Raw genomic sequence first — 23,129 nt, 5'->3', positions numbered from 1 at the left:
GGCAGCGGCGTGCGGAAGTGTCACTCGCGCAACACTTCCTGGCCGACCTGCGGAAACGCGTTACTTGAGTGCGTCGATCAGCGCCGCGCGCTGGCGCTCGCCGAGGCCCCCGGCCCGACGGTCCGGGTCGATCCCGGCCTTCTCCAGCAGCGCGGCGACCTTCACGGCACCGAGCCCGGGCACCGCCTTGAGCAGCTGGGTGACCTTGGTCTTGCCGATCGTCTTGTCGTCCTTGGCCTTCGCCAGCACCGAGTCGATGGACTGCTGACCGGACTTGATCGACGCGAGCAGCTCGGAGCGAGCCTTCCGGGCCTCGGCCGCCTTGGCCAGGGCCTCCGCACGCTGCTCCGGGGTCAACGTGGGCAGAGCCAACGTAGTTGTCCTTCCGTGTGTCGGATATCCGCTCTCGCGGCGACGGCTGGCACCCAGCGAGGTGCTTGCTCACGCAAGCGCTGGCCAGGCCGTCTGGTCCACGCGCCAAGTAAACGCCACCTGGGCCGATGCCGCGACCTCGACACGCGCGGAAACCCCCGGTCGGGGCGGGGGCGATCAGTCCTGGCGACCAGCCGCGTCTTCCACTTAGAGTGACCGCAAGCACGTTCATCGTCGAACATCACCGCGCGGGAGTGGCCATGTTGAGCACCATGCAGGACGGACATCTCTCCCTGGCTGACCTGCTGAAACACGGCAGCCGGGTGCACGCCACCAGCCAGGTGACCACGTGGACCGACCACGGGCCGCGCCGCGAGACGTACGCCGATCTCGGTCGTCACGCGGCGCGACTGGCGAATGCGCTCCGTAGTCTCGGTATCACCGGCGACCAGCGGGTCGGCACGTTCATGTGGAACAACGCCGAGCACCTCGCCGCCTACTTCGCGATCCCCGCGATGGGCGCGGTGCTGCACACGCTCAACATCCGGCTCTTCCCCGAACAGCTGACCTTCGTCGCCAACCACGCCGAGGACCAGGTCGTGCTGGTCGACGGCTCGCTGGTGCCGCTGCTGGCCAAGCAGCTGCCGGAGATGAAGACGGTCCGGCACGTGATCGTGGCCAACGGCGACCCGGCCACGCTGGAGGCGCCCGCAGGCGTCGAGGTGCACTCCTACGACGCGCTGCTGGCCGCCCAGCCGGACACGTTCGACTGGCCGGAGATCGACGAGCGGTCGGCGGCCGCGATGTGTTACACCTCCGGCACGACCGGTGACCCGAAGGGTGTCGCGTACTCGCACCGCTCGATCTGGCTGCACTCGATGCAGGTCTGCATGAGCGACAGCATGCGGCTCGCGCCGGACGACAACGCCCTGGTCATCGTGCCGATGTTCCACGCGATGTCATGGGGCATGCCGTACGCGGCGTTCATGGTCGGCTCCTCGCTGGTCATGCCGGACCGCTTCCTGCAGCCGAAGCCGCTCGCGCAGATCCTGGCCTCGGAGAAGCCGACGTTCGCCGGCGCGGTCCCGACGATCTGGCAGGGGCTGCTGCAGCAGCTGGAAGCCGAGCCGCAGGACATCTCGCACCTGCGCGAGGTGGTCGTCGGCGGGTCGGCGTGCCCGCCCGCGCTGATGCACACCTTCGAGGAGCGCTACGGCGTGCCGATCCTGCACGCGTGGGGCATGACCGAGACGTCGCCGCTGGGCAGCGTGGCGCGACCGCCCGCGGGCGCGACCGGCGAAGAGGCCTGGAAGTACCGCTACACGCAGGGCCGCTTCCCGGCGTCGGTGCACGCGCGGCTCATCGACGACGACGGCAACGAGCAGCCGTGGGACAACGAGGCCGTCGGCGAGCTCGAGGTCGCCGGCCCGTGGATCGCGGGCGGCTACTACGGCGGCGCGGACCCGGAGAAGTTCCACGACGGCTGGCTGCGCACCGGTGACGTGGGCAAGATCAGCCCGGACGGCTACCTGACGCTGACCGACCGCGCGAAGGACGTCATCAAGTCCGGTGGCGAGTGGATCTCGTCGGTCGACCTGGAGAACACGGTGATGAGCCACCCGGCGGTCGCCGAGGCCGCGGTGGTCGGCGTGCCGGACGAGAAGTGGGACGAGCGGCCGCTGGTCGCGGTCGTGGTCCGGGAGGGCCACAGCGTGACGGCCGAGGAGCTGCGCGACTTCCTCGCCGACAAGGTCGCGAAGTGGCAGCTGCCGGAGCACTGGACGTTCATCGACGAGGTGCCCAAGACCAGCGTCGGGAAGTTCGACAAGAAGCGGCTGCGCGCCTTCCACTCGCAAGGAAAACTCGACGTCACGCACTTCTGACGTTCGCCTGACGGCCACCCGCGCCCGCCGGGACGCGGGTGGCCGTCTCGCACGTTCCCGGGGGGCCGTCGCCCGCCCCGTCGGGTACCCGCACCCGCTGATCGGCCCCTTGCACCGTCCACACGAGACACTGGGCCCGGTGTGACGGTCGCGCTCGTGGCCGGCGACCACAACACGGAGTTGTCGGTCGTGCATCCGGTGCGCTAGAAACGGATCATGACTGAGCTCGATCAGGCCGGAACGGCGCTGTTCCACCAGTCGATGCCGTTCTCGGAGCGGCTCGGCGTCGAAGTCCTGGAACACTCGAAGGACGTCGTGCGGGCGCGGCTCGCGTGGGACGCGACGCTGTGCACCATCGGCAGCGTGCTGCACGGCGGTGCGCTGATGGCGCTGGCCGACTCGACCGGGGCGGTGTGCGCGTTCCTGAACCTGCCGGAGGGCGCGCAGGGCACGTCGACCATCGAGTCGAAGACGAACTTCCTGCGCGGGGTGCGGGAGGGTCACGTCACCGCGACCGCGCGGCCACTGCACGCCGGCCGCAAGGTGATCGTCGTGGAGACCGAACTGCACGACGACGCGGGCAAGCTCGTCGCGAAGGTGACCCAGTCCCAGGCGGTCCTCTAGGTCGCATCCAGGGCGTTTCCCGAAGCGCGGCGGCGCGCTCTCGGCGGTGAATGGTTTACGCCACCGGCCGCCGCGGGTGAGAATTTCCGGATGACCCGCGCATTGCTCGCCGTGCTGGCCGCCGCGATGATGGCGACGGTGACCGTCCAACCCGCTTCCGCCTCGCCCGGCCGCGCCGGTGACGAGGCGATCGACTACCACGAGTGGACCCACGCGGGCCCGTTCGTGCCGGCCGGCGTGCTCGCCCACGACGGGCGGGACTACGAGCGGTCGCAGTGGACCTCGCCGTTCCACGCGCCCGGGTTCGACGCCACCGAGCTGATCGCGTCGTGGAACGCGCGGACCCCGCCGCACACCTGGATCCAGGTGGAGGCGCAGGGCAGCACCGCCACCGGCGAGCAGACCGCGTGGTACGTGATGGGACGGTGGGCCAGCGGCGACGGCGACATCGAACGCACCAGCGTCGACGGCCAGGACGACGCGCACGCCCAGGTCTCGGTCGACACGCTCGTCATGAAGCCCGGCGTCCTGCTGCGCTCCTACCGCCTGCGGGTCTCGCTCTACCGCGAACCGGGCACGGGAGCGATGCCGGTGATCAGCGCGGTCGGCGCGATGACCTCGAACGTGCCGGACCGGTTCGAGGTGCCGGTTTCGAAGCCGGGCAAGGCGTCCGGCATCGAGCTGCCGGTGCCGGCCCACGCGCAGAACATCCACAAGGGACACTTCCCGGAGTACGGCGGCGGCGGCGAAAGCTGGTGCAGCCCGGCGTCCACCGAAATGGTGGTCGAGTACTGGGGCCGTCGTCCGCGCGAGGAGGACATGGACTGGATCCCCGCGGACTACCCCGACCGGACGATCGACTACGCCGCCCGGTACACCTACGACCACTCCTACGAGGGCACCGGGAACTGGCCCTTCAACACCGCCTACGCGGCGACCTTCGGGCTGCGCGGGCACGTGACGCGGCTGCACTCGCTGGCCGACCTGGAGGACTACATCGCCCGCGGGATCCCGGTCATCACGTCCCAGTCCTTCCGCGCGGACGAACTGGACGGCGCCGGCTACGGCACGGCCGGGCACATCATGGTCGTCGTCGGGTTCACCGAGAACGGTGACGTGATCGCCAACGACCCCGCGGCCAACAGCAACGCGAACGTGCGGACCGTGTACCCGCGGGCCCAGTTCGAGAACATCTGGCAACGCACCAAGCGGTACACCGACGACGGCTCGGTCGCGAGCGGACCCGGCGGCGTGGTCTACCTGATCACCCCCTGAGCAGGCGTCGCGGACGCGCATCCGCGGGAAATCGCCGGACGAGGTCATCGAGGCCATTCCGGACCGCACGAGCGGGTTCGGCAGTTCGTGACCTCGGCGCCGACGAGGATGCCTTCGGCAAGATGCACCGCGGCGAGGCGCTCCGCGGTGCGGTCGAATTCCCGCGCGGTCGCGCCTACTGGTAACTGGTGAACCCGTTCGGGTCATGCCCGCGACCCCGTTCCCGATCGTCTAATATCGCCCGCCTACAAAAGGCACCGCGCCTCACACCGGATTTCCCGATACTCTCGGTACCGGTGGGGGCAGGCGAACCATGAGGCATGGTGGTCAACAATGGCAACGGGCTCCAGTGCGGCCGATGGACGATGACAGTCGCGCTGTGATCGGTCAGGCCCGGCCCCCCAGCGCGCTCGCGAACGCCCGCGGGCGTCCCACGGCGGCGCGCGTGTCGGACGACGTCCTGCTCGACGCGGCGCGCCGGTGCGTCCTGGCGTCCGGGCTGCGGCGCACCACGCTGGCCGAGATCGCGCGCACCGCGAAGGTCAGCCGGATGACGCTGTACCGCCGGTTCCCGGACGTCCGCAGCGTCCTGTCGGCGCTGATGACGCGCGAGTTCGGCACGCTGCTGCACCAGGCCACGGTGAGCGGGGCCGACGCCCCGACCGCCCGTGCGCGCCTGGTGCGCAGCTCCGTGGCGGCCGTGCGGCTGCTCAACGCCGACCCGCTGATGCGGACCATCCTCGACGTCGACACGGCGCTGGTCGTGCCGTACGTGCTGGACCGGCTCGGGGGCACCCAGCGGCTCGGCGAGAAGTTCATCGTCGCGCTGCTGGAGGCCGGGCACCGGGACGGCTCGATCCGGCGCGCGACCACGGCGGTGCAGGCGCGCTCGGTGCTGCTGGTGGTGCAGTCGTTCGTGCTCTCGCTGCGCCCGGCCACGGCCGACGTCGCAGCCGAAGCGCTGCTCAGCGAGCTGGCCCACCACCTCAACGCGGCCCTGCGGCCGCTGTGAGCGGTTCCGCGGCGACGCTGACGATCGACCGGGTGTCCAAACGCTACGGATCCGTGGTGGCGCTCGACGGGATCTCCTTCGAGGTCGGGCCGGGCGAGCTGTTCGGGTTCGTCGGCAGCAACGGGGCGTGCAAGACCACCACGATGCGGATCGCGCTGGGCGTGCTCGCCGCCGACGGCGGCGAGGTGCGCTTCGGCGGCGAGCTCGTGACGCACGAGACGCGCACCCGCATCGGGTACATGCCGGAGGAACGCGGCCTGTACCCGAAGATGCTGGTGTCCGACCAGCTCGTGTACCTCGCGGAACTGCACGGGCTGGACACCGCGCGGGCGCACCGGTCGGCCGAGGCGTGGATCGAGCGGCTCGGGCTGGCCGGGCGGCGCCGGGACGAGGTGCAGAAGCTCAGCCTGGGCAACCAGCAGCGCGTCCAGCTCGCCGCGGCGCTCGTGCACGATCCCGCGGTGCTGGTGCTGGACGAGCCGTTCTCCGGCCTGGACCCGATCGCGGTGGACGTGATGAGCGACGTGCTGCGGGAGAAGGCCGCGTCCGGGGTGCCGGTGGTGTTCTCCAGTCACCAGCTCGATCTGGTCGAGCGGCTGTGCGACCGGGTCGGGATCGTCCAGAAGGGACGGATGGTGGCGTGCGGGACGGTGGCGGAGCTGACCGCCCCGGCCGGCGCGCACCTGGTCGTGTCCGCCGCGCCGGGCTGGACGCCCGAGCTGCCCGGGGTGCGGGTGGTGGCCGCGGAGTCCGGGCGGACCGTGCTGTCGCTCGGACCGGGCGTCGACGATCAGACGGTGTTGTCGGCGGCGCTGGCCGCGGGACCGGTGCGAGAATTCCGGTGGCGGCGGCCGAGCCTGGCCGAGCTGTTCCGGAACGTGGTCACGGGGAGCCCGTCATGACCGTCCCACCGCTGACGGGCGTCGCACTGGTCGCCCGGCGGGAGCTGAACACGCGCCTGCGCACGCGGTCGTTCCTGGTGGGGACCGTGGTGATCCTGGTGGTGCTGGGCGGGTACCTGCTGCTGCAGGCGACGCTCATCAGCGGCGCCAACACCACGCGGATCGGGCTGGCCGGGCAGACCACCGGCATCGCGGACCAGCTGCGGACCGCGGCCGCGTCGGTCGGCGAGGACGTCGAAACGGTGCCCGTCGCCGGTGTCGAGCAGGGCACCCGGCAGGTGCGGGACGGCGACCTCGACGCGGTCCTGTCCGGCAGCGCCGCCGACCTGCGCGTGGTCGTGAAGTCCGACCTGGACCAGCAACTGCGGGCGGTGCTCAACGGGATCGCGCAGCAGCAGGTGCTGAACGCGAAGCTCCTCGAGGCCGACCTGGATCCGGCGCAGGTGATGCGCGAGGTGACCGCGGCGCGGGTCGAGGTGGACGAACTCCAGCCCCGCGACGCCGACGGCGACCAGCGCCTCGCGATCGGGCTCGTGGTGGTGTTCCTGCTGTTCTTCGGCATCCAGGCCTACGGCGGGATGGTCGCGCAGGGCGTGGTCGAGGAGAAGACCAGCCGCGTCGTGGAGATCCTGCTGTCGACGCTGAGGCCGTGGCAGCTGATGCTCGGCAAGGTGATCGGGCTGGGGCTGGTGGGCCTGGTTCAGCTGGCGATCCTCGCCGTCGCCGGGCTCGCGATGGCCGCGGCGAGCGGCGCGCTGACGCTGTCCGGCGTCGCCGTCGGGGCGGTGGCCTGGGGTCTGCTGTGGTACCTGCTGGGGTTCTTCCTGTACGCGATGGTGTACGCCGCCGCCGGATCGCTGGTGTCGCGGCAGGAGGACACCGCGTCCGTGGTGACGCCGGTGAGCCTGACGTTGACGGTGGGTTTCGTGGCCGGGTTCAACGTGCTGATCCAGGACCCGGACTCGCTGGGCGCGCAGGTGCTTTCGCTGGTGCCGGTGTTCTCGCCGATCCTGATGCCGGGGCGGATCGCGGCCGGGGTGGCCGCGCCCTGGGAGGTCGCGTCGGCGCTGGTGCTGACCGTGTTGTGCGGGGCTGTGCTGACGTGGGTGAGCGGGCGGATCTACCGGAACGCCGTGTTGCGCACCGGGACGCGGGTGAAGTTGCGGACAGCGCTGCGCGGCGGGCCCGGGCGCCCCGTGCGTTGAGCACCACCGACGGCCACAGCGGCTCGATCCCGCACCCCCACCCCATCGGTCCACAGTGGACCGAGTCCGGCAGAACGGGCTGAAGACGCGGTCCGGCTCGCCGCCCGGCTTCGTGATCCGGCCCGCGGCAATCGTGCCGAAACCATAACACCGCGGTCCGCACGGCGTCCGGCTCTGGGCGATCCGGGTCAATCCGGCGCGGTGACTACGGGTGCGGGAACGTCCATGACGCTGCGTGCGTCTAGATCTTGTGCGGCAGTCACCGGAGAACCCCGTGTTCGAGGGCGCACACGCCCTCGTCGACCTCGTTCGAACGCTGTACCGGCGCCCGGGCCTGAGCAAGCGGGACCCGGAGCTGCGGGTCCGGGGCGACGTGCCGCTGCCGCTGGTGTGCCTGCTCCGGCGGCCGGGCTCGCCCCGGTTCCTGCCGCGGCTGGGCGCGCAGCTCGACCTCGAGCTGCGGCAGGTGCCGCACGCCTACCTCGACGCGGACGCCGTGCGCACCACCGCGATCCTGCCCCTGCTGGAGGAACTGCACGACCGCCTCGGCGCGGACGCGTTCGGCCGCGGCCACCTCAAACGGTTCGACCACTACCGGCTCGTCACGTGGCTCACCGAACGTCCCCTGCCGCGGCCGGAGGGCAAGGGCGACCGGCCGGTCGTGCGGATGCTGCGGGACTGGAGCGGGCAGCGCGCGCCGGGCGGTGCGGACGCGGCGGTCGACCAGGTGCCGGCGGGCGGCTGGAGCAAGCTCGTGCTGAGCATCGCGTGGTGGATCGTGCGCTACTTCGGCTTCCGGTGGGGCCGGCACCGCGTGCCCGGCCTGGGCCGGGAAAGCCGCTGGTTCATGCGCCAGCCGTTCATGGTGCCTCGCCACTCCGCGGACTTCCTGGGCTTCGCCGAACGCCTCACGCGCGACCGGCTCGGCTCCGAGAACCCCGAGCAGCTCAAGAAACTGCTCGTGCACGCGTTCCTGCAAGACCTGCGGGACGCCTACCGACGGCGGCGGCTGCGGTTCCTGCCCCGGCGGCGAGGCTGGCGTCGCACGGCGTACGTCACCGTGCTGCTCGACAACGTCACCGAAGCCAACGGCGGCTGGGAACTGCTCCGCCTGATCAACGAGGTCCGCAACGAGACCGGCGACCTCGACCCGCTGCTGATCGTCACCGCCAGCGACGAACGCCCGCCGCCTCCGGCGGAGTCCGGGGCCGGGATCGAGCCGGCCGACCGCGCCACGCGCGCATGGGCGTCGTGGAAGCGCCGCCTGCCCGGCCGTCGGCAGATGCTGGCGCGTGACGCGCGGTACCTGTTCATCGACCTGCCCCGTGCGACGGCGAAGGCCCGGCTGCCGGAGGACGCGAGCGTGTGGGAGGACCGCCAGTCCGGGCCGCCCCCGCCGCCGCGGATCGCCCGGCGCGGGGTCATCGAGCTGGCCGTCGTCGTGCTGCTGGCGGCCGGTCTCGCGCCGGTCGCGGTGTCCGTGGACCGGTACTGGGGCGCGGACTGTTCGTTCTTCCGGGCCGGGTTGTCCGCGGGCGTGGCGACGAAGGTGGTGGACGGGCAGTGCGTCGGCTACAGCGACAACGCGCGGCAGGTGTTCGGCGACAACGAACGCTTGCGGCGGGCGCAGCTGTCGGTGTTCGCGGAGAACGCGAAGGCCGAGGAGCTGCACCGCGCCAGCCCGGGGCGGGCGTACGTGAGCCTGGTGTACCTGGCGGGCCTGACGAACAACGAGAACTCACCGGCCACGGCGCACGCGGTCGCCGAGGAGCTGGAAGGTGTGGTGATCCGGCAGCGCGAGCAGAACGACCCCTCGTCGAACGTCAAACCGCTGCTGCGGGTGATCGTCGCGAACGGCGGGACCGGGATGTCGGCCGCGGACGTGGTCACGCGGGACATGCTGGTGCCGTTGCTGGAGCGGGAGCCGGGGATCCTCGGTGTGCTGGGATTCGACCGCAGCGTCGCGCAGACCGAGTCGGCGATCGCCGTGCTGGGGGCGCACGGGATCCCGGCGCTGGGGACGACGTTGACGGCGGTCGGGCTGGCCGACGAGTCCCCGCTGTATTTCCAGCTGGTGCCGGACAACGCGAAGCAGGCCGAGCTGCTGGCCGGGTACGCGCAGTACGTGCACGCGCCGAAGGTGACGATCTACCACCCGCGGCTGGCCCCGGAGAACAGTTACGTGACCACGCTGGTCGACGTGGTGCAGCAGAAGCTGACCGGCGTCGAGGTGCGGACCCAGGGGTGGGCCGCGACGGTCGGTGAGCTGCCGTCGCTGTGCGCCGATGGGGCCGACCGGAGCCGGGAGATCGTGTTCTACGCCGGGCGGGAGACCGAGTTCGGTGATTTCCTGCGGACGGTGCGCAGCAATTGTGTGGAGCCGGCGAAGTTGCCGCGGATCGTGGCGGATGACGCCGTGTCGCGGTTCGTGGCGCACGCGCCGGACCGGAACCGCAGTGAGCTCAACGGGGTTCCGATCTCGTACGTCGGCATGGGCAGCCCGGTGGTGCTCGGGGGGCAGGCGTGTGTGGACGGACGGCCCGGTTCGCTGCCCGGTGGCGGGCCTGCGTTGGACGCGTTCTGCGCCGGATACTCGGGGCTGCGGAAGGACCTGGCGCAGCTGCCGCCCGACGAGGCGCCGACGACCCCGTGGGCCGGCGAGCGGGTCGGCGGGCTCTACGACGCGGCCGGTTTCTTCGTCGACGCCGCGCGTCGCCTGCCGCTCCCGGCGGGCGCCGAGGCCCCGAACCGCGCCGCGGTGGCCCAGCAGTTCCGCGAGATGACCTTCCAGGGCGCGACGGGCGAGATCAGCTTCCGGGAGTCGCGGATCGCGAACGAGCGCAGCCTGGCGATCCTGACGATCACCAACATCAGCCGGCTCGACGGGGTGGACGGGGTGCCCACGTGTGCGTACCTGATCGGCCGGTTGTACAGCGAGAATTCGCCCCGGGAGGGGAACGGGTGTCCGGTTTCGCGGTAGATGGGTGGTTCGGGTTGGTGGTGGCCTCGCGAGTGGGGCGTTGGTGCGGGCGCGGGTGGTGACCGTGGGAGTGGGGCGTTCGCGCGGGCGCGGGTGGTGATCGTGCGAGTGGGGCGTTCGCGCGGGCGCGGGTGGTGATCGTGCGAGTGGGGCGTTCGCGCGGGCGCCACTGGCAGCCGCACGACTGAAGCGTTCGTGCGAGCGCCGCTGGCGGCCGTGCGAGTGGGCAGTTCGCGCGGGCGCCACTGGTGACCGCACGACCGGACCGCTCACTGAGGCGTCACTGGTGACCGTGCCAGTGGACCCTTCGTGCGGGCGCCGCGGACTGTCCGCGTAAGTGAGGCCTTCGCGCGGGCGCCACTGGCGACCGCGCGAGTGACCCCTTCCTTGAGGCGCCGCCGGTGGCCGTGCGACCGAACCGTTCGTGCGGGCGCCGTTGGTGGGTCCGCGTGAGTGGAGCCTTCACGCGGGCGTCGCTGGTGGCTGGGCGACCGGACCGTTCGTGCAAGCGCCGCCGGTGACCGCGCGACCGGACCATTCGTGCAGGCACCACTGGTGGCCACACGACCAGCCCCTTCACGCAGGCGCCACGGCCACCACCGTCGACCCGCACCCAGCAGCCACACCCACCGACCACGACCGCAAGCCGCAAAAAAAGACGGCGCGCCCCCAACCGGGGACGCGCCGTCGAAACCCGAACTCAGCGCTCGGAGATCGCGGTGTACTCGCGCTCCTTCTCGCCGATGTAGATCTGCCGCGGGCGGCCGATCTTGGTCTGCGGGTCGTTGATCATCTCGCGCCAGTGCGCGATCCAGCCGGGCAGCCGGCCGAGCGCGAACAGCACCGTGAAGAACTGCGTCGGGAACCCGAGCGCCCGGTAGATGAGCCCGGTGTAGAAGTCGACGTTCGGGTAGAGCTTGCGCTCGATGAAGTAGTCGTCCGAGAGCGCGGTCTCCTCGAGGCGCTTCGCGATGTCCAGCAGCTCGTCGTTCGGCGCGAGCTTGCCCAGGATCTGGTCCGCGGTGCGCTTGATGATCTTGGCGCGCGGGTCGTAGTTCTTGTACACCCGGTGGCCGAAGCCCATCAGGCGCACGCCCTTTTCCTTGTTCTTCACGCGGCTGACGAAGTTCGCGACATCGCCGCCGTCGGCCTTGATGCCGTTCAACATCTCCAGCACGGCACTGTTCGCCCCGCCGTGCAGCGGCCCGAACAGCGCCATGATGCCGGCCGAGATGCTCGCGAACAGGTTCGCCTCGGACGAGCCGACCAGGCGCACCGTCGACGTGGAGCAGTTCTGCTCGTGGTCGGCGTGCAGGATGAACAGCAGGTCCAGCGCCTTGGCGACCTCGGGGTCCACCTCGTACGGCTCGGCCGGCAGGCCGAACGTCATCCGCAGGAAGTTCTCCACCAGGCCCAGCGAGTTGTCCGGGTACAGGAACGGCTGGCCGATGGACTTCTTGTAGGCGTACGCGGCCAGCGTCGGCACCTTGGCCAGCAGCCGGACCGTGGACAGCTCGACGTTCGGTTCGTCGAACGGGTTGAGCGAGTCCTGGTAGAAGGTGGACAGCGCGGACACCGCGGAGGACAGCACCGGCATCGGGTGCGCGTCACGCGGGAAGCCGTCGAAGAAGCGCTTGAGGTCCTCGTGCAGCAGGGTGTGCCGGTTGATCTTCTGGGTGAAGTCGTCCAGCTGGGCCTGGGTCGGCAGGTTGCCGTAGATCAGCAGGTACGAGACCTCGAGGAAGCTGGACCGCTCGGCGAGCTGCTCGATCGGGTAGCCGCGGTAGCGCAGGATCCCGGCGTCGCCGTCGATGTAGGTGATGGCCGAGGAACACGACCCGGTGTTGACGAACCCCGGGTCATAGGTGATGTACCCGGTCGACGCCAGCAGCTTCCCCAGCTCGATGCCGGGAGCACCCTCGACGGCATTGACAACCTTCAGCTCGTGCTCGCCAGTCGGTAGGCGCAGCGATACGGTGCCGCCACCGGTCGCCGCAGTCGCGTCGGACATGCAGGTCGTCCCTCTCACGGTCACACGGGCCGGTAGCTCCTGCAGGTCACACAGGCAGCTCTTTGATCGCGCGTCACCGGAAATCGTCCGCGCACACCGCCCCGCTGGGGTATTAATTCCCCCATTACGCTAGTCGAACAACGGGCCTTCGCGCAGCCATTGTGTTACCTAGAGCAAACCGTTGGGATCAGGTTCACACCATCTCGGCCGCCGTGGGCGGTTCGGCACCGCTCCGCGAGACGGTGATGGACGCAGCCTTCGCCGCGAAAGTCAAGGCCGCACGCCAGTCGGTCTCACCCAGGGCGGTGAGCGTGCCCACATTCCGGTCGTGCAGCCACGACAGCAGGGCGCCCTGCACCGTGTCGCCGGCGCCGATCGTGTCCACCAGCTTCGCGGGCGCGGACGGTACCGAAACGGTCACGGATCCGGTGTGGACGGCCAGCCCGTCCCCGCCGCGGGTCAGCACGACCGCGTCCACCCCGGCGTCGAGCCACGACTTGACCGCCGCGTCCAGGCCGGACGGCCCGGCGAGCCACTCGCCGTCGTCGTCGGACAGCTTCAGCAGGCGCACGTCCGGCAGCCACGAGGTGAACCGGCGGCGGTAGGCGTCGGGGTCGCCGATGAGGTCGGCCCGGATGTTCGGGTCGAGCGCGGTCAGCACGCCGCGCGCGGACTCGCGGCGCAGGATCGCCTCGTAGGCCGTCGCGCCCGGCTCCAGGACCATGCCGAGGGTGCCCAGGCACAGGACCGAGACGTCCCCGGGCAGCGGCCCCGGGTCCGCGACGAGCCGGTCGGCCGACCCCTCGGTGTAGAAGGTGTAGCTCGCCGACCCGTTCGGCGCGAGGGCCACGACGGCGAGTGTCGTGTGCTCCGGACCCTCCTGGACCATCGATATATCGACATTCGAGGCCGTCAGCCGATCGCGCAGGGCCTGCCCGAAGCGGTCGGTCGAGATCCGGGACAGGAACGCCGTCGGCGTCCCGAGCCGCCCGGCCGCGAGCGCCACGTTGTACGGGCCACCCCCGAGGCGCGGCACCAGGGACGTCAGGCCGTCGTTCGTCTTCTCGGCACCCGGCACCATGTCGACCAGCGCCTCGCCACCCACCACGATCACGGGCGTGATGCTAGGCCACCGAGCAACAGTTCCGAGAGAGCAGTGAAGGCCTCCGCGTCGCTGACACCCGTGCGCGCGCCGACCACCCCGCTCTGGATGCCCTCGATGAGCACGCCGGCCATCTCCGCGATGAGCGTCGCGTGCACGTCGCGGAACACCCCGTCCGCCACGCCCTTGGCGATGAACGAGCGGATCTTCGCCGCCGCGGCCCGGCTGTTCAGCTCGTAGGCGGCGCGCGCCGGGGCGAAGTCGTTGATGTCCCGCATGAACGCCGCGGACGCCCGGTTCAGGTACTCGGCGATGCCGTCGAGGTAGACGCCGATGATCTCGCGCGCGTCCTCGATGCCGGCGATCCGCTCGTCCAGCAGGTCGGCGGCACCCTTGAAGTAGTGCGCGACCACGCGGACGGCGAGTTGCTCCTTGCTCGGCGCGAGCGCGTACAGGGTCGACTTCGAGCAGTGCGTCTTGGCCGCCAGGTCGTCGAGGGTGAAGTGCACGAAGCCCTCGACCAGGAAGAGCTCCTCCAGTTCGGCGAGCAGAGCCCGCTGCCGGGCGGTCAGCGCCTTGCCGCCCGGGGTTCGCAGCGCCTCGCGACTGGTCATGGACCCACCGTATGTGCTGTACTGGAGACGATTACAGAGTACTGCTTCAAGTACACCACTTCGGAGGCTGCCATGCCGGTCGACCGCCTGCTGCCCGACCGCGAATACACGGACCTGCTCGCACTGGCGACCGAGCTGGCCCGCGACGAGCTCAAGCCGCTCGCCGCCGAGTACGAGGAGGCCGAGCGGTTCCCGCGGGAGCAGTTCCGGCTGCTCGGCAAGTCCGGGCTGCTCGGGTTGCCCTACTCGGAGCGCTGGGGCGGCGGCGAGGTGCCGTACGAGGTGTACCTGCAGGTCCTGGAGGAGATCGCGGCCGCGTGGATGTCGGTGGGCGTCGGGTTGTCGGTGCACACCATGTCGTGCTTCGCGCTGGCCCACCACGGCACCGACGAGCAGCGGGACCGCTGGCTGCCGGACATGCTCGAAGGGCAGCTACTGGGCGCGTACGCGCTGTCGGAGTCGCACGCCGGGTCGGACGCGGCGGCGCTGTCCACGCGGGCGCGGCTGGACGGGGACGTCTACGTCGTCAACGGCACGAAGGCGTGGATCACGCACGGCGGGCAGGCCGACTTCTACACGACGATGGTGCGCACCGGCGACGACGAGATCTCGTGCCTGCTGGTGGACGGGCGGACGCCGGGGCTGTCCGCGGCGCCGCCGGAACGCAAGATGGGGCTCACCGGGTCGACCACCGCGCAGATGATCTTCTCTGACGCGCGGGTTGACGCGGACCGGCTCATCGGCGCACCGGGCGCCGGCATGCGGATCGCGCTGTCCTCTTTGGACTCCGGGCGGCTCGGGATCGCCGCCTGCGCGGTCGGTCTGGCGCAGGCCGCGCTCGACGAGGCGGTCGCCTACGCCAAGGGACGCACCCAGTTCGGCAAGCCGATCATCGACTTCCAGGGCTTGGAGTTCCTGCTCGCCGACATGGCCGCCGCGGTCGACTCGGCACGCGCGACGTACCTGGACGCGGCGCGGCGCCGGGACCGCGGGATGCCGTTCGGCCGCGCCGCGTCGGTCGCGAAGCTCGTCGCGACCGACGCGGCGATGAAGGTGACCACCGACGCCGTCCAGGTCCTCGGCGGGGCCGGCTACACGCGCGACTTCCCGGTGGAGCGCTACATGCGCGAGGCGAAGGTGCCACAGATCTTCGAGGGCACCAACCAGATCCAGCGCATGGTCATCGCGCGGCACCTGAAGAAGGCCTGAACGGCCGTCCCGCGGCAGCGCGCCGCGGTCGGGGCCGCCGGCCGCGGCATCACACGCACCACGGCCGGCGGCGTGACCTACTCGCTGTAGCGGCGGGGCGCCACGACGCCCTCGCCGCGGCTGTCGTCGAACCGGTAGACCTCGCGGCCCCGCACGAAGACCCGCATGGCGCGGTTCATCACGTCCAGCGGGTCGCCGGACCACAGCACGATGTCGGCGTCCAGGCCGGGCTTCAGCGAGCCGATCCGGTCGTCCAGCGACAGCATCGCCGCCGGGTTCACCGTCAGCGCCCGCAGCGCCGCCTCGGGCTCCAGTCCGTCCTTCACCGCCAGCGCCGCCTGGTAGACGAGGAAGTTGATCGGCACCACCGGGTGGTCGGTCGTGATCGCGATCTTCACCCCGGCCCGCGCCAGGATGCCGGCCGAGCGCAGGGACCGGTTGCGCAGCTCGACCTTCGACCGCGTGGTGAACAGCGGCCCGAGGATCACCGGCACGTCCTTCTCGGCCAGCACGTCGGCGATCAGGTGCCCCTCGGTGCCGTGGTTGACCACCAGCTTGTAGCCGAACTCCTCGGCGAGCCGGATCGCGGTGACGATGTCGTCGGCGCGGTGCGTGTGCTGGTCCCAGTACAGCTCGCCGTCCAGGACCTTCGCCAGGGTCTCCAGCGTCAGGTCCACGTCGAACGGCTTGCCCTCGGCGCGGGCGTGGTCACGCTGGGCGGCGTAGTTGCGGGCGTTCGTGAACGCCTCGCGGATGATCGCCGCCACGCCGAGCCGGGTGGACGGCGTCTGCTTCTTGTCGCCGTAGACGCGCTTCGGGTTCTCGCCGAGCGCGCTCTTCACGCTGACCGCCTCGTCGAACACCATGTCGAGGGCCGTGCGGCCCCACGTCTTCACCGCGACGGTCTGCCCGCCGATCGGGTTGCCGGACCCCGGCTTGATCACCACGCTCGTGACCCCGCCGGACAGGGCGTCGTCGAAGCCGATCTCGAACGGGTCGATGCCGTCGATCGCGCGGAAGCGGGCGCCGTTCGGGTCGGTCATCTCGTTGGTGTCGTTGCCCGCCCAGCCCTCACCCTCCTCGTGCACCCCGAGGTGGGTGTGGGCGTCGACGAACCCGGGCAGCACCCACGCGCCCGAGGCGTCGACCAGTTCCGCGTCCTCCGGCACGTCGACCTCGGCGGCCGTGCCGACCGCGGTGATCTTGCCGTTCTCGATCAGGACCGTGCCGCCGTCGATCGGGTCACCCTCGACCGGCACCACGTATCCGCCAACAATCGCGCTCACCATGGTTAGACACGCTAACGGAAATGCTTCTCCAGGTGCACGAGGTGGTAGTCCGCCTCGGGGGTTCGTCCGGTTTCGACGTAACCCAGCCGGGCGTACAGGCGCAGCGGGCCCGCGCTGAGTTCACCGGTGAACAGGCGCAGCACCCGCACCGGCGGCGGCAGCCGCTCCTCGACCGCGCGCATCAGGGCCGACCCGAGACCGTGCCCCTGCCGGTCCGGTGCGACGGCCAGACGCCCGACCTCCGCGACCTCGCCGCGGATCCGGATCCGGACCGCCGCGACCAGCCGCCCGGAATCCCGCACACCCCAGGTGAGCACGTCCGGATCCGCGAGCACGGCGCGCAGTTCGTCGAGCGTCTCGCGCAGCGGCGGGATGTCGAGGTCGCGGTGCGCCCGGGCCTCGGTGACGAACGCGGCGCGCTGCAGGGTGAGCAGCTCGCCCGCGTCCGCGTCGGCGAGTCTGACGGGATCAGGCATTGACCCTGATCCCCCAGCTCCCGGTCCAGGACGCGCCCGGGTCGAGGTCGATCAGGTCGGTGCCCGAGTTGAGGGCGTCGGCCGGGCACGTCATCGGTTCGATGGCCACGGCCCGTCCGCGGCCCACGAGGTCGGCGGGCGTGAAGACCTGAACCCACTTGAAGTCCGGCCCGGCCCACACGTCGACGCTGCGCTCCCCCGCCGACAGGACGTGGTGGAACCGGCCGTCGTCCCCCGGCACCAGGCCGCCGAACGCCGTGTCCAGGTCGACCTCGGCCAGGACCCGGCCCGCGCGGAAGTCGTACCCGCTGCCCGCGGTGTCCTGCTCGTCGGCGTAGGGCAGCTGCCGGTCACCGGCGTAGGGGCGGACGCGGGTGGCCGGCAGGGTCAGGGTCAGCTCGTCGGTCGGGACGTCGCCGATGCGGAAGTACGGGTGCGCGCCCACCCCGACGCCGATCGCCGACTCGCCCTCGTTGCGGATCTCGTGCGTGACGGTCAGTTCGCGCGGCGCCAGGTCGTAGGTGGTGCGGGCCAGCAGCGGCACCGGCCAGCCCGGCTGCTCCGGCACCTCGATCTCGAAGGTGATCGACGATTCGGCGTGCTCGACGAGCGTCCACTCGCGGTGCCGGGTCAGGCCGTGGATGGCGTTGCCGCGGGCCTCCTCGGTGACCTCCAGGTGCTGCGTCTCGCCCCGGTAGGTCCACTGCGCGGCCTTGGTCCGGTTGGGCCACGGGAGCAGGATCTGCCCGGCGCCCTTGGGCGGGCGGGCGTCCTCGGCGAAGGTCTCCAAGTAGGGCACGCCGCTGAACTCGAACGCCCGCAGGCCCGCACCGACCTCGGTGACGACGGCGCGCGCGTTGCCGCGGGTGATCTCGAACTGCTGTCCCGTGGGGTTGGCCATACCCCGAATCTAGCGGTCGGGAAAGTAACTAGACCGGTCGTCATAGTTTGCGCTACGGTGATCGTCATGGTCCGGAGAACCGACACCCGCCGGCGCATGGTCACCTCGGCCGCGGAACTGTTCCGCGCGCAGGGCTACCACGCCACCGGCCTCAACCAGCTGGTCGGCGCCGGGGGCGCGCCGAAGGGCTCGCTGTACTTCCACTTCCCCGGCGGCAAGGAGCAACTGGCCGCCGAAGCGATCACCCACTCCAGCGAGAACATGGCCGCGCTGTTGCGCGAGGTGCTCGAGGCGTCCCCGGACTGCGGCACCGCCATCACCCAGGTGGTCGAGGCACTGGGGAAGAACCTCGCCGGCACGGACTACCGGTGCGGCTGTCCGATCGCGACGGTCGCGCTCGACGCCGGGGACAGCGAGACGATCCGCCAGGCCTGCACGGACGGGTACACGTCCTGGCACGCGGTCATCACCGAATACCTGACCGGACAGGGCATCGAACCCGGCACGGCGGCGACGCTGGGCACCATCGCGCTCAGCGCCATCGAGGGCGCCCTGCTCCTGGCCAGGACCCAGCACGACCTCGCGCCGCTGCACGCCGTCGGCGAGCACCTGCGCGCCACCTTCGCACGGGAGCTGCCATGAAGGTCCACCACCTCAACTGCGGCACCATGCGCCCCCTGGGCGGGCGCCTGATCGACGGCCGCGGCGGGTACCTGCACCGCGCCGAACTCGTCTGCCACTGCCTGCTCGTCGACACCGGGCACGAGCTGGTCCTGATCGAGACCGGGATGGGCTCCCCGGCGGTCGACCGGGCGGCGGAGTGGCTCGGCGCCCGGTTCGTGCGGATGGTCGGCGTGCGGACGTCGGTCGCCGAGACCGCCGCGGAGCAGGTGCGGCGGCTCGGCTACCGGGTCGAGGACGTCCGGCACATCGTCCTGACCCACCTCGACCTCGACCACGCCGGCGGGCTGGTCGACTTCCCGCACGCGACGGTGCACGTCCACGCCGAGGAGCTGCGGGCGCTGGAGTCGCCCGGCGACGCGCGTGAGCGGTGGCGGTACCGGAAGGCGCACTTCGCCCACGGTCCACAGTGGAGCAGCTACCTGGACACCGGCGAGACCTGGTACGGCTTCGGCGCGGTGCGGCAGCTGAAGGGCCTGCCGCCGGAGATCCTGCTGGTGCCGCTGGGCGGCCACACGCGCGGACACACCGGGGTCGCCGTGGACACCGGGAACGGGTGGTTGCTGCACGCCGGTGACGCGTTCTTCCACCACGGCCAGATCGACCCGTTCCGCCCGCACGCCACGCCGGGCCTGGCGTGGTTCGAGTCCAGGGTGGAGACCGTGAAGGGCGCCCGGCACGGTAACCACCAGCGACTGCGGGAACTGGTGCGCGATCACGGCGACGAGGTCACGGTCCTGTCGGGGCACGATCCTTGGTTCCTGAAGCACGCCTTGTGAGGCGGGTCCGTTCAGCCGCCGAGCAGTGACAGCACCGCGCTCCGGGGCAGCAGGCGGGCCACGCCCGTCAGCACGGCGTTGCCGCGGCCGGACACCACGACCGGGCCCTTGCGGCCGGCCACCGCGACCATGGCCTGCCGGACCACCTCGCCCGGAGTCTGCACCAGCCAGTCCGGAACGTCGTCCCCCTGCTGGGAACCGGTCGCCGTGACCCCGGGGCACAACGCCATCACGTGGATCCCGCGCGTTTTCTGTTCGTACCACAGCGTTTCCGAGAACGACGTGACGAACGCCTTGGTCGCGCTGTAGACGCTCAGCCCGGGCTTCGGGGTGTGGCCCAGCGTCGAGGAGACGTTCACCAGTGCGGCGCCCGGCTCGGCGGCACCGAGGAAGGCGTGCGCCAGGGCCACCACTGCCCGGCAGTTGAGGTCCAGCTGAGCGAGGGAGTCCTCCAGCGGCGTCGCCGCGAAGTCCCCGTGCACCGCCGCGCCGGCGTTGTTCACCAGCAGCGTGTAGCGCCCGCGGGCGAGCCGATCGGCCGCGGTGCGCACACCGTCCGGCGTGGCCAGGTCCGCGGCCAGGAAGTCGTGTCCCGGGCCCAGCTCGGCCACCAGTTCGGCGAGCCGGTCTTCGCGGCGGGCCACGGCTGTCACCGCGTAACCCGCCCGGGCCAGGGCGGTCGCGAACGTGCGGCCGATCCCGGCGCCGGCTCCGGTGACCAGTGCTCTCACTGCTCCACCTTCGGGCGCGTCTCCGGGGCGAAGCGGAACGAGATGCCTTCCATCAGAGCCTTGCGCTGGGTGTTGTGGAACGCGGCGACGAGCCAGCGGCCGTCCTCGCGCACGAGGGTGTAGGTCTGGACCTTGGTGAGCTTCTTCGGCCGCTCGCCCTTGACGGTGTCGCCTCGGCTGGTCAGGACCGCCGCGTCCGGGCCGAGGAAGCGGACGTCGATCACCTCGTGCGCGAGGCGGGTGCCCTTGAGGAACTTGGCGAACAGGGCGCGGTGGCTGCCGGCGATGTCCTGCCGCCCCTGGTAGCGGGTGCCGACGAAGGTGATGTAGGTGGCGTCCTCGGTGAAATGCGCGGCGTACGCGTCGGCGTCACCCCGCGACCACGCTTCGGCGAGCGAGTCGAGAACCGCGGTGACGGCTGCCGTCCGGTCGGTGTCGATCATGATCGTCCCTCCAGGTCCGCTACACTTATCTTCAGTGATGCAGTATCTGCGTGCATGCAGATAATAGGCAGAGGATGGTTCCCTTGGCAAGCTCTGACGAACGCCACGTGGTGTTCCGCCGTTACCTGGACGCCGTCGGACTGCACGGCCTGGCCGGCGCCGAAGCGGCCGGCCTGCACGCGACCGAGTGGTACGCGATCAGCCTGCTCGACCTCGAGGGGTCACTGACCTCCGGCGAGCTCTCCACGCGCACCGGCCTGACCACCGGCGCGACGACCCGGCTGATCGACCGCCTCGAACGCGCCGGGTACGTGCGTCGCACCGCGCACCCGGCCGACCGCCGCAAGGTGATCGTCGAGCCCGTCCCGGACGCGCTGGCCGGGATCGAGGCGATCGTCGGCCCGGCCCGGCACCACATCGCCGAGGTGATCGCGCGGTACACCCCCGAGCAGCAGGAGGTGCTGTTCGACTACTTCGCCCGCGCCGCACCGGCCTACCGTGCGGCCTCCGAGGAGATCCGGCGCACGAAGGGGTGACGGGTCACGGCGCGGACGGCGCGCGGTCCTTCCTCTCCGACGCGCGCATCACCCGCCGGTTGACCAGCCAGAGCACGACGCCGACCGCGAGCAGGATCGCGGCGATCCCGTAGTCCCGCGCGGGACGTCCGGACAGCGGGCTCACCAGGTACAGGCAGAACACCGCCGCCAGCACGGGGATGACGGTGGGCGCCCGGAAGTGCGGGTGGTCCACCTTCTCCCGGCGCAGCACCAGCACCGCGGTGTTGACGATCGCGAACACCACCAGCAGCAACAGCGCGGTGGTCCCGCCCAGCACGCTGATGTCCACAGTGGAGACGAGGATGATCGCGACGACGCTGGTGAACGCGATCGACACCCACGGCGTGCGTCGCGCCGGGTGCACGGTGCCCAGCACCTTGGGGATGATGCGCTCGTTGGCCATGCCGTAGAGCAGGCGGCTGGCCATCAGCATGTTGATCAGCGCCGAGTTGATGACCGCGAACAGGCCGATCGCGGAGAACACCTCGCGCGGGAAACCGGGCGCGCCCACGTCGAGCACCTTGAGCAGCGCGTCGCTCTTCGCCGCGGACAGCTCGCCCGCCGGCACCAGCAGGGACGAGGTCAGCGACACCAGCACGTAGATCGTGGCGGCCACGACCATGCCCCACAGCATCGCCTTCGGGAAGATCCGCACCGGGTCGTGGCACTCCTCGGCCATGTTGACCGAGTCCTCGAACCCGACCATCGCGAAGAACGCCAGCGAGGTCGCGGACGTGATCGCCACGAGGGCGGTCTGGTCGGCCGTGTCGATCTCGACCAGGCGTCCGGCGTCCCCGGCCCCGTTGAGCACCGCCCACACGCCGACGCCGATGATGATCAGCAGACCGGACAGCTCGATGCAGGTGAGCACCACGTTCGCCTTGACCGACTCGCTCACGCCGCGGAAGTTGACCGCCGCCAGGCCGACGATGAACAGCGGCGCGATCAGCCATCCGGGTAGATCCACGAACTCCTTCAGGTAGGTGTCGGCGAACGCGATCGCGGCCGAGGAGGCCGACGTGATGCCCGAGCACATGACGGCGAAGGCGACCAGGAACGTCAGGAACGGCAGGCGGAACGCCCGGTTGGTGTAGAGGGCCGCGCCCGCCGCCTTCGGGTACTTGCCGACCAGTTCCAGGTAGCTGAACGCGGTCATGAACGCGACCACGAACGCCAGCAGGAACGGCAGCCACAACGCGCCGCCGACGCGGCCCGCGACCTGCCCGGTCAACGCGTACACACCGGTGCCGATGATGTCCCCGACCACGAAGAACAGCAGCAGCTTCGGGCCCATGACCCGCTTGAGCGCCGGCTCCGTGGAAGAAGTGCTCGCCTCAGCCATGTCCGGGAAGTGTGCCGCAATCCGATTTGCCCGGCCACGCTTTCGGGGGAATGCCCGCCGTTTGGATCAACGCGAGCGGGTAACACCGGTGCCGACCGCGGCTCCACACCGGCTGCTCGCGGGCGGGACGCGGAGCAGCCACCGCCGAATGGCCGAGCGCACCCGCGCCGCGCCGCGGCCGGCGCCGGAGGGCGATCCCGACGCCCTCCGGCACCGGTCCCCGTGTGGTGCGGCGCGCTCGGGGTAACCGGAGGCGTGGACGGGTACCTGGCGATCTACCTCAACGACCAGCTCGCACTCGGCGTCGGGTGGCGGGAGCTGGCCCGGCGCGCCGCGGGCAACAACCGCGGAACCGCGGCCGGCGAGGCACTGGACCACGTGGCGACGGAGATCGCCGAGGACGTCGGCACCTTCCGGTCCATCATGGACCGCCTCGGCGTTCGCCAGAACCCGCTCAAGACGGCGGCGGCGTTCGGCGCCGAGCGGATCGCCCGGATCAAACCGAACGGGCGGCTGCTGTCGTACTCACCGCTGAGCCGCTTCCTCGAACTGGAAGTGCTGACCATGGGGATCGACGGCAAGAAGCAGCTGTGGACGACGTTGCGCGACCAGGCCGGCCTCGCCGAGCGGCTGCCCGACGTGAACTTCGACGCCCTGATCGAGCGCGCCGCAGGTCAGCGCGCACTGCTCGAACCGCACCGCGCCCAAGCCGGCACCGAGGCGTTCCAGTCCGCGTGACCG

Annotated in this window: 22 protein-coding genes; 12 read left to right on the top strand and 10 right to left on the bottom strand. The window is 71.0% G+C overall.

Annotation, left to right across the window (positions count from 1 at the left end; translation table 11 throughout):
• Positions 1 to 60: 60 nt before the first annotated feature.
• Positions 61 to 372, bottom strand: coding sequence for an integration host factor, actinobacterial type (mihF, locus tag FB470_RS14945; RefSeq protein ID WP_167103949.1), 312 nt, complete (start codon positions 370 to 372; stop codon positions 61 to 63).
• A gap of 260 nt (positions 373 to 632) precedes the next feature.
• Between mihF and FB470_RS14940 the strand changes: the two genes are divergently transcribed.
• From FB470_RS14940 to FB470_RS14910, 7 genes are all read left to right on the top strand, one after another.
• The gene (locus tag FB470_RS14940; protein ID WP_306992082.1) at positions 633 to 2,255 is read left to right on the top strand and encodes a long-chain fatty acid--CoA ligase; all 1,623 of its coding nucleotides are present in this window, start codon (positions 633 to 635) and stop codon (positions 2,253 to 2,255) included.
• Positions 2,256 to 2,471: 216 nt separating this feature from the next.
• Positions 2,472 to 2,879 (top strand): PaaI family thioesterase, encoded by a 408-nt coding sequence (locus FB470_RS14935; protein WP_306992081.1) that lies wholly within the window; start codon positions 2,472 to 2,474, stop codon positions 2,877 to 2,879.
• Between the two features lie 90 nt (positions 2,880 to 2,969).
• Positions 2,970 to 4,154, top strand: a complete 1,185-nt coding sequence (locus FB470_RS14930) for a peptidase C39 family protein (protein ID WP_306992079.1) — start codon at positions 2,970 to 2,972, stop codon at positions 4,152 to 4,154.
• A gap of 358 nt (positions 4,155 to 4,512) precedes the next feature.
• Positions 4,513 to 5,166 carry a TetR/AcrR family transcriptional regulator gene (locus FB470_RS14925; protein WP_306992077.1) on the top strand — a complete coding sequence of 218 codons (654 nt, stop codon included), beginning with the start codon at positions 4,513 to 4,515 and terminating at the stop codon, positions 5,164 to 5,166.
• A 32-nt stretch (positions 5,167 to 5,198) separates the two neighbouring features.
• Positions 5,199 to 6,068 (top strand): ABC transporter ATP-binding protein, encoded by an 870-nt coding sequence (locus FB470_RS14920; RefSeq protein WP_306992075.1) that lies wholly within the window; start codon positions 5,199 to 5,201, stop codon positions 6,066 to 6,068.
• Positions 6,065 to 7,273, top strand: coding sequence for an ABC transporter permease (locus tag FB470_RS14915; RefSeq protein ID WP_306992072.1), 1,209 nt, complete (start codon positions 6,065 to 6,067; stop codon positions 7,271 to 7,273). The genes FB470_RS14920 and FB470_RS14915 overlap by 4 nt, the downstream gene beginning before the upstream one ends.
• Positions 7,274 to 7,547: 274 nt before the next feature.
• A complete protein-coding gene (locus FB470_RS14910; RefSeq protein ID WP_306992070.1) occupies positions 7,548 to 10,253 on the top strand; it encodes a type 1 periplasmic-binding domain-containing protein in 2,706 nt (901 codons plus the stop codon).
• Between the two features lie 700 nt (positions 10,254 to 10,953).
• On the opposite strand, the gene FB470_RS14905 is transcribed toward FB470_RS14910, so the two are convergent.
• From FB470_RS14905 to FB470_RS14895, 3 genes are all read right to left on the bottom strand, one after another.
• Entirely contained in the window at positions 10,954 to 12,264 is a 1,311-nt protein-coding gene (locus FB470_RS14905) for a citrate synthase (protein WP_306992068.1), read from the bottom strand.
• Between the two features lie 193 nt (positions 12,265 to 12,457).
• Positions 12,458 to 13,378, bottom strand: a complete 921-nt coding sequence (locus tag FB470_RS14900) for a carbohydrate kinase family protein (protein ID WP_306992066.1) — start codon at positions 13,376 to 13,378, stop codon at positions 12,458 to 12,460.
• Complete coding sequence (locus FB470_RS14895) at positions 13,375 to 13,980, bottom strand: TetR/AcrR family transcriptional regulator (RefSeq protein ID WP_306992064.1); 606 nt, start codon at positions 13,978 to 13,980, stop codon at positions 13,375 to 13,377. Before FB470_RS14895 ends, FB470_RS14900 begins: the two co-directional genes overlap by 4 nt.
• Positions 13,981 to 14,052: 72 nt before the next feature.
• On the opposite strand from FB470_RS14895, the gene FB470_RS14890 reads away from it, so the two are divergent.
• On the top strand, positions 14,053 to 15,189 hold the full coding sequence (locus FB470_RS14890) for an acyl-CoA dehydrogenase family protein (RefSeq protein WP_306992062.1): 1,137 nt from the start codon (positions 14,053 to 14,055) through the stop codon (positions 15,187 to 15,189).
• A gap of 77 nt (positions 15,190 to 15,266) precedes the next feature.
• Here the strand turns inward: FB470_RS14890 and FB470_RS14885 are convergent, their stop codons facing one another.
• Genes FB470_RS14885 through FB470_RS14875 form a run of 3 tightly spaced genes read right to left on the bottom strand, consistent with a single transcriptional unit; the run spans position 15,267 to position 17,855 of the window.
• Positions 15,267 to 16,478: an amidohydrolase gene (locus FB470_RS14885; protein ID WP_306992060.1), complete on the bottom strand. Its 1,212-nt coding sequence runs from the start codon at positions 16,476 to 16,478 to the stop codon at positions 15,267 to 15,269.
• A gap of 11 nt (positions 16,479 to 16,489) precedes the next feature.
• The gene (locus tag FB470_RS14880; RefSeq protein ID WP_306992059.1) at positions 16,490 to 16,954 is read right to left on the bottom strand and encodes a GNAT family N-acetyltransferase; all 465 of its coding nucleotides are present in this window, start codon (positions 16,952 to 16,954) and stop codon (positions 16,490 to 16,492) included.
• Positions 16,947 to 17,855, bottom strand: coding sequence for an aldose 1-epimerase family protein (locus FB470_RS14875; protein ID WP_306992057.1), 909 nt, complete (start codon positions 17,853 to 17,855; stop codon positions 16,947 to 16,949). Before FB470_RS14875 ends, FB470_RS14880 begins: the two co-directional genes overlap by 8 nt.
• A 66-nt stretch (positions 17,856 to 17,921) precedes the next feature.
• Here FB470_RS14875 and FB470_RS14870 point away from each other — a divergent pair, with 66 nt between their 5' ends.
• Both FB470_RS14870 and FB470_RS14865 read left to right on the top strand, forming a co-directional pair.
• The gene (locus FB470_RS14870) at positions 17,922 to 18,497 is read left to right on the top strand and encodes a TetR/AcrR family transcriptional regulator (RefSeq protein ID WP_306992055.1); all 576 of its coding nucleotides are present in this window, start codon (positions 17,922 to 17,924) and stop codon (positions 18,495 to 18,497) included.
• A complete protein-coding gene (locus FB470_RS14865; protein ID WP_306992053.1) occupies positions 18,494 to 19,315 on the top strand; it encodes an MBL fold metallo-hydrolase in 822 nt (273 codons plus the stop codon). Before FB470_RS14870 ends, FB470_RS14865 begins: the two co-directional genes overlap by 4 nt.
• Before the next feature lie 11 nt (positions 19,316 to 19,326).
• Here FB470_RS14865 and FB470_RS14860 read toward each other — a convergent pair whose 3' ends face one another.
• A complete protein-coding gene (locus tag FB470_RS14860; RefSeq protein ID WP_306992052.1) occupies positions 19,327 to 20,046 on the bottom strand; it encodes an SDR family NAD(P)-dependent oxidoreductase in 720 nt (239 codons plus the stop codon).
• Positions 20,043 to 20,489 (bottom strand): SgcJ/EcaC family oxidoreductase, encoded by a 447-nt coding sequence (locus FB470_RS14855; protein WP_306992050.1) that lies wholly within the window; start codon positions 20,487 to 20,489, stop codon positions 20,043 to 20,045. Before FB470_RS14855 ends, FB470_RS14860 begins: the two co-directional genes overlap by 4 nt.
• A gap of 83 nt (positions 20,490 to 20,572) precedes the next feature.
• On the opposite strand from FB470_RS14855, the gene FB470_RS14850 reads away from it, so the two are divergent.
• Complete coding sequence (locus FB470_RS14850; protein WP_306992048.1) at positions 20,573 to 21,025, top strand: MarR family winged helix-turn-helix transcriptional regulator; 453 nt, start codon at positions 20,573 to 20,575, stop codon at positions 21,023 to 21,025.
• A 4-nt stretch (positions 21,026 to 21,029) separates the two neighbouring features.
• Here FB470_RS14850 and FB470_RS14845 read toward each other — a convergent pair whose 3' ends face one another.
• A complete protein-coding gene (locus tag FB470_RS14845; protein WP_306992046.1) occupies positions 21,030 to 22,388 on the bottom strand; it encodes an APC family permease in 1,359 nt (452 codons plus the stop codon).
• Between the two features lie 255 nt (positions 22,389 to 22,643).
• Between FB470_RS14845 and FB470_RS14840 the strand changes: the two genes are divergently transcribed.
• Positions 22,644 to 23,126, top strand: a complete 483-nt coding sequence (locus tag FB470_RS14840; protein WP_306992045.1) for a hypothetical protein — start codon at positions 22,644 to 22,646, stop codon at positions 23,124 to 23,126.
• Positions 23,127 to 23,129 lie beyond the last annotated feature (3 nt).

Origin of the sequence: Amycolatopsis thermophila (assembly GCF_030814215.1) — a bacterium.
GTDB lineage: Bacteria > Actinomycetota > Actinomycetes > Mycobacteriales > Pseudonocardiaceae > Amycolatopsis_E > Amycolatopsis_E thermophila.
Note: the sequence above shows the minus strand (reverse complement) of the source record. Positions and strands in the feature narration are given on the sequence as shown.

Coding starts and splice junctions, on each gene's coding strand:
- FB470_RS14940 (WP_306992082.1), top strand. CDS start 633: ATGTTGAGCACCATGCAGGACGGACATCTCTCCCTGGCTGACCTGCTG.
- FB470_RS14935 (WP_306992081.1), top strand. CDS start 2,472: ATGACTGAGCTCGATCAGGCCGGAACGGCGCTGTTCCACCAGTCGATG.
- FB470_RS14930 (WP_306992079.1), top strand. CDS start 2,970: ATGACCCGCGCATTGCTCGCCGTGCTGGCCGCCGCGATGATGGCGACG.
- FB470_RS14925 (WP_306992077.1), top strand. CDS start 4,513: ATGGACGATGACAGTCGCGCTGTGATCGGTCAGGCCCGGCCCCCCAGC.
- FB470_RS14915 (WP_306992072.1), top strand. CDS start 6,065: ATGACCGTCCCACCGCTGACGGGCGTCGCACTGGTCGCCCGGCGGGAG.
- FB470_RS14905 (WP_306992068.1), bottom strand. CDS start 12,264: ATGTCCGACGCGACTGCGGCGACCGGTGGCGGCACCGTATCGCTGCGC.
- FB470_RS14895 (WP_306992064.1), bottom strand. CDS start 13,980: ATGACCAGTCGCGAGGCGCTGCGAACCCCGGGCGGCAAGGCGCTGACC.
- FB470_RS14890 (WP_306992062.1), top strand. CDS start 14,053: ATGCCGGTCGACCGCCTGCTGCCCGACCGCGAATACACGGACCTGCTC.
- FB470_RS14885 (WP_306992060.1), bottom strand. CDS start 16,478: ATGGTGAGCGCGATTGTTGGCGGATACGTGGTGCCGGTCGAGGGTGAC.
- FB470_RS14880 (WP_306992059.1), bottom strand. CDS start 16,954: ATGCCTGATCCCGTCAGACTCGCCGACGCGGACGCGGGCGAGCTGCTC.
- FB470_RS14875 (WP_306992057.1), bottom strand. CDS start 17,855: ATGGCCAACCCCACGGGACAGCAGTTCGAGATCACCCGCGGCAACGCG.
- FB470_RS14870 (WP_306992055.1), top strand. CDS start 17,922: ATGGTCCGGAGAACCGACACCCGCCGGCGCATGGTCACCTCGGCCGCG.
- FB470_RS14865 (WP_306992053.1), top strand. CDS start 18,494: ATGAAGGTCCACCACCTCAACTGCGGCACCATGCGCCCCCTGGGCGGG.
- FB470_RS14855 (WP_306992050.1), bottom strand. CDS start 20,489: ATGATCGACACCGACCGGACGGCAGCCGTCACCGCGGTTCTCGACTCG.
- FB470_RS14845 (WP_306992046.1), bottom strand. CDS start 22,388: ATGGCTGAGGCGAGCACTTCTTCCACGGAGCCGGCGCTCAAGCGGGTC.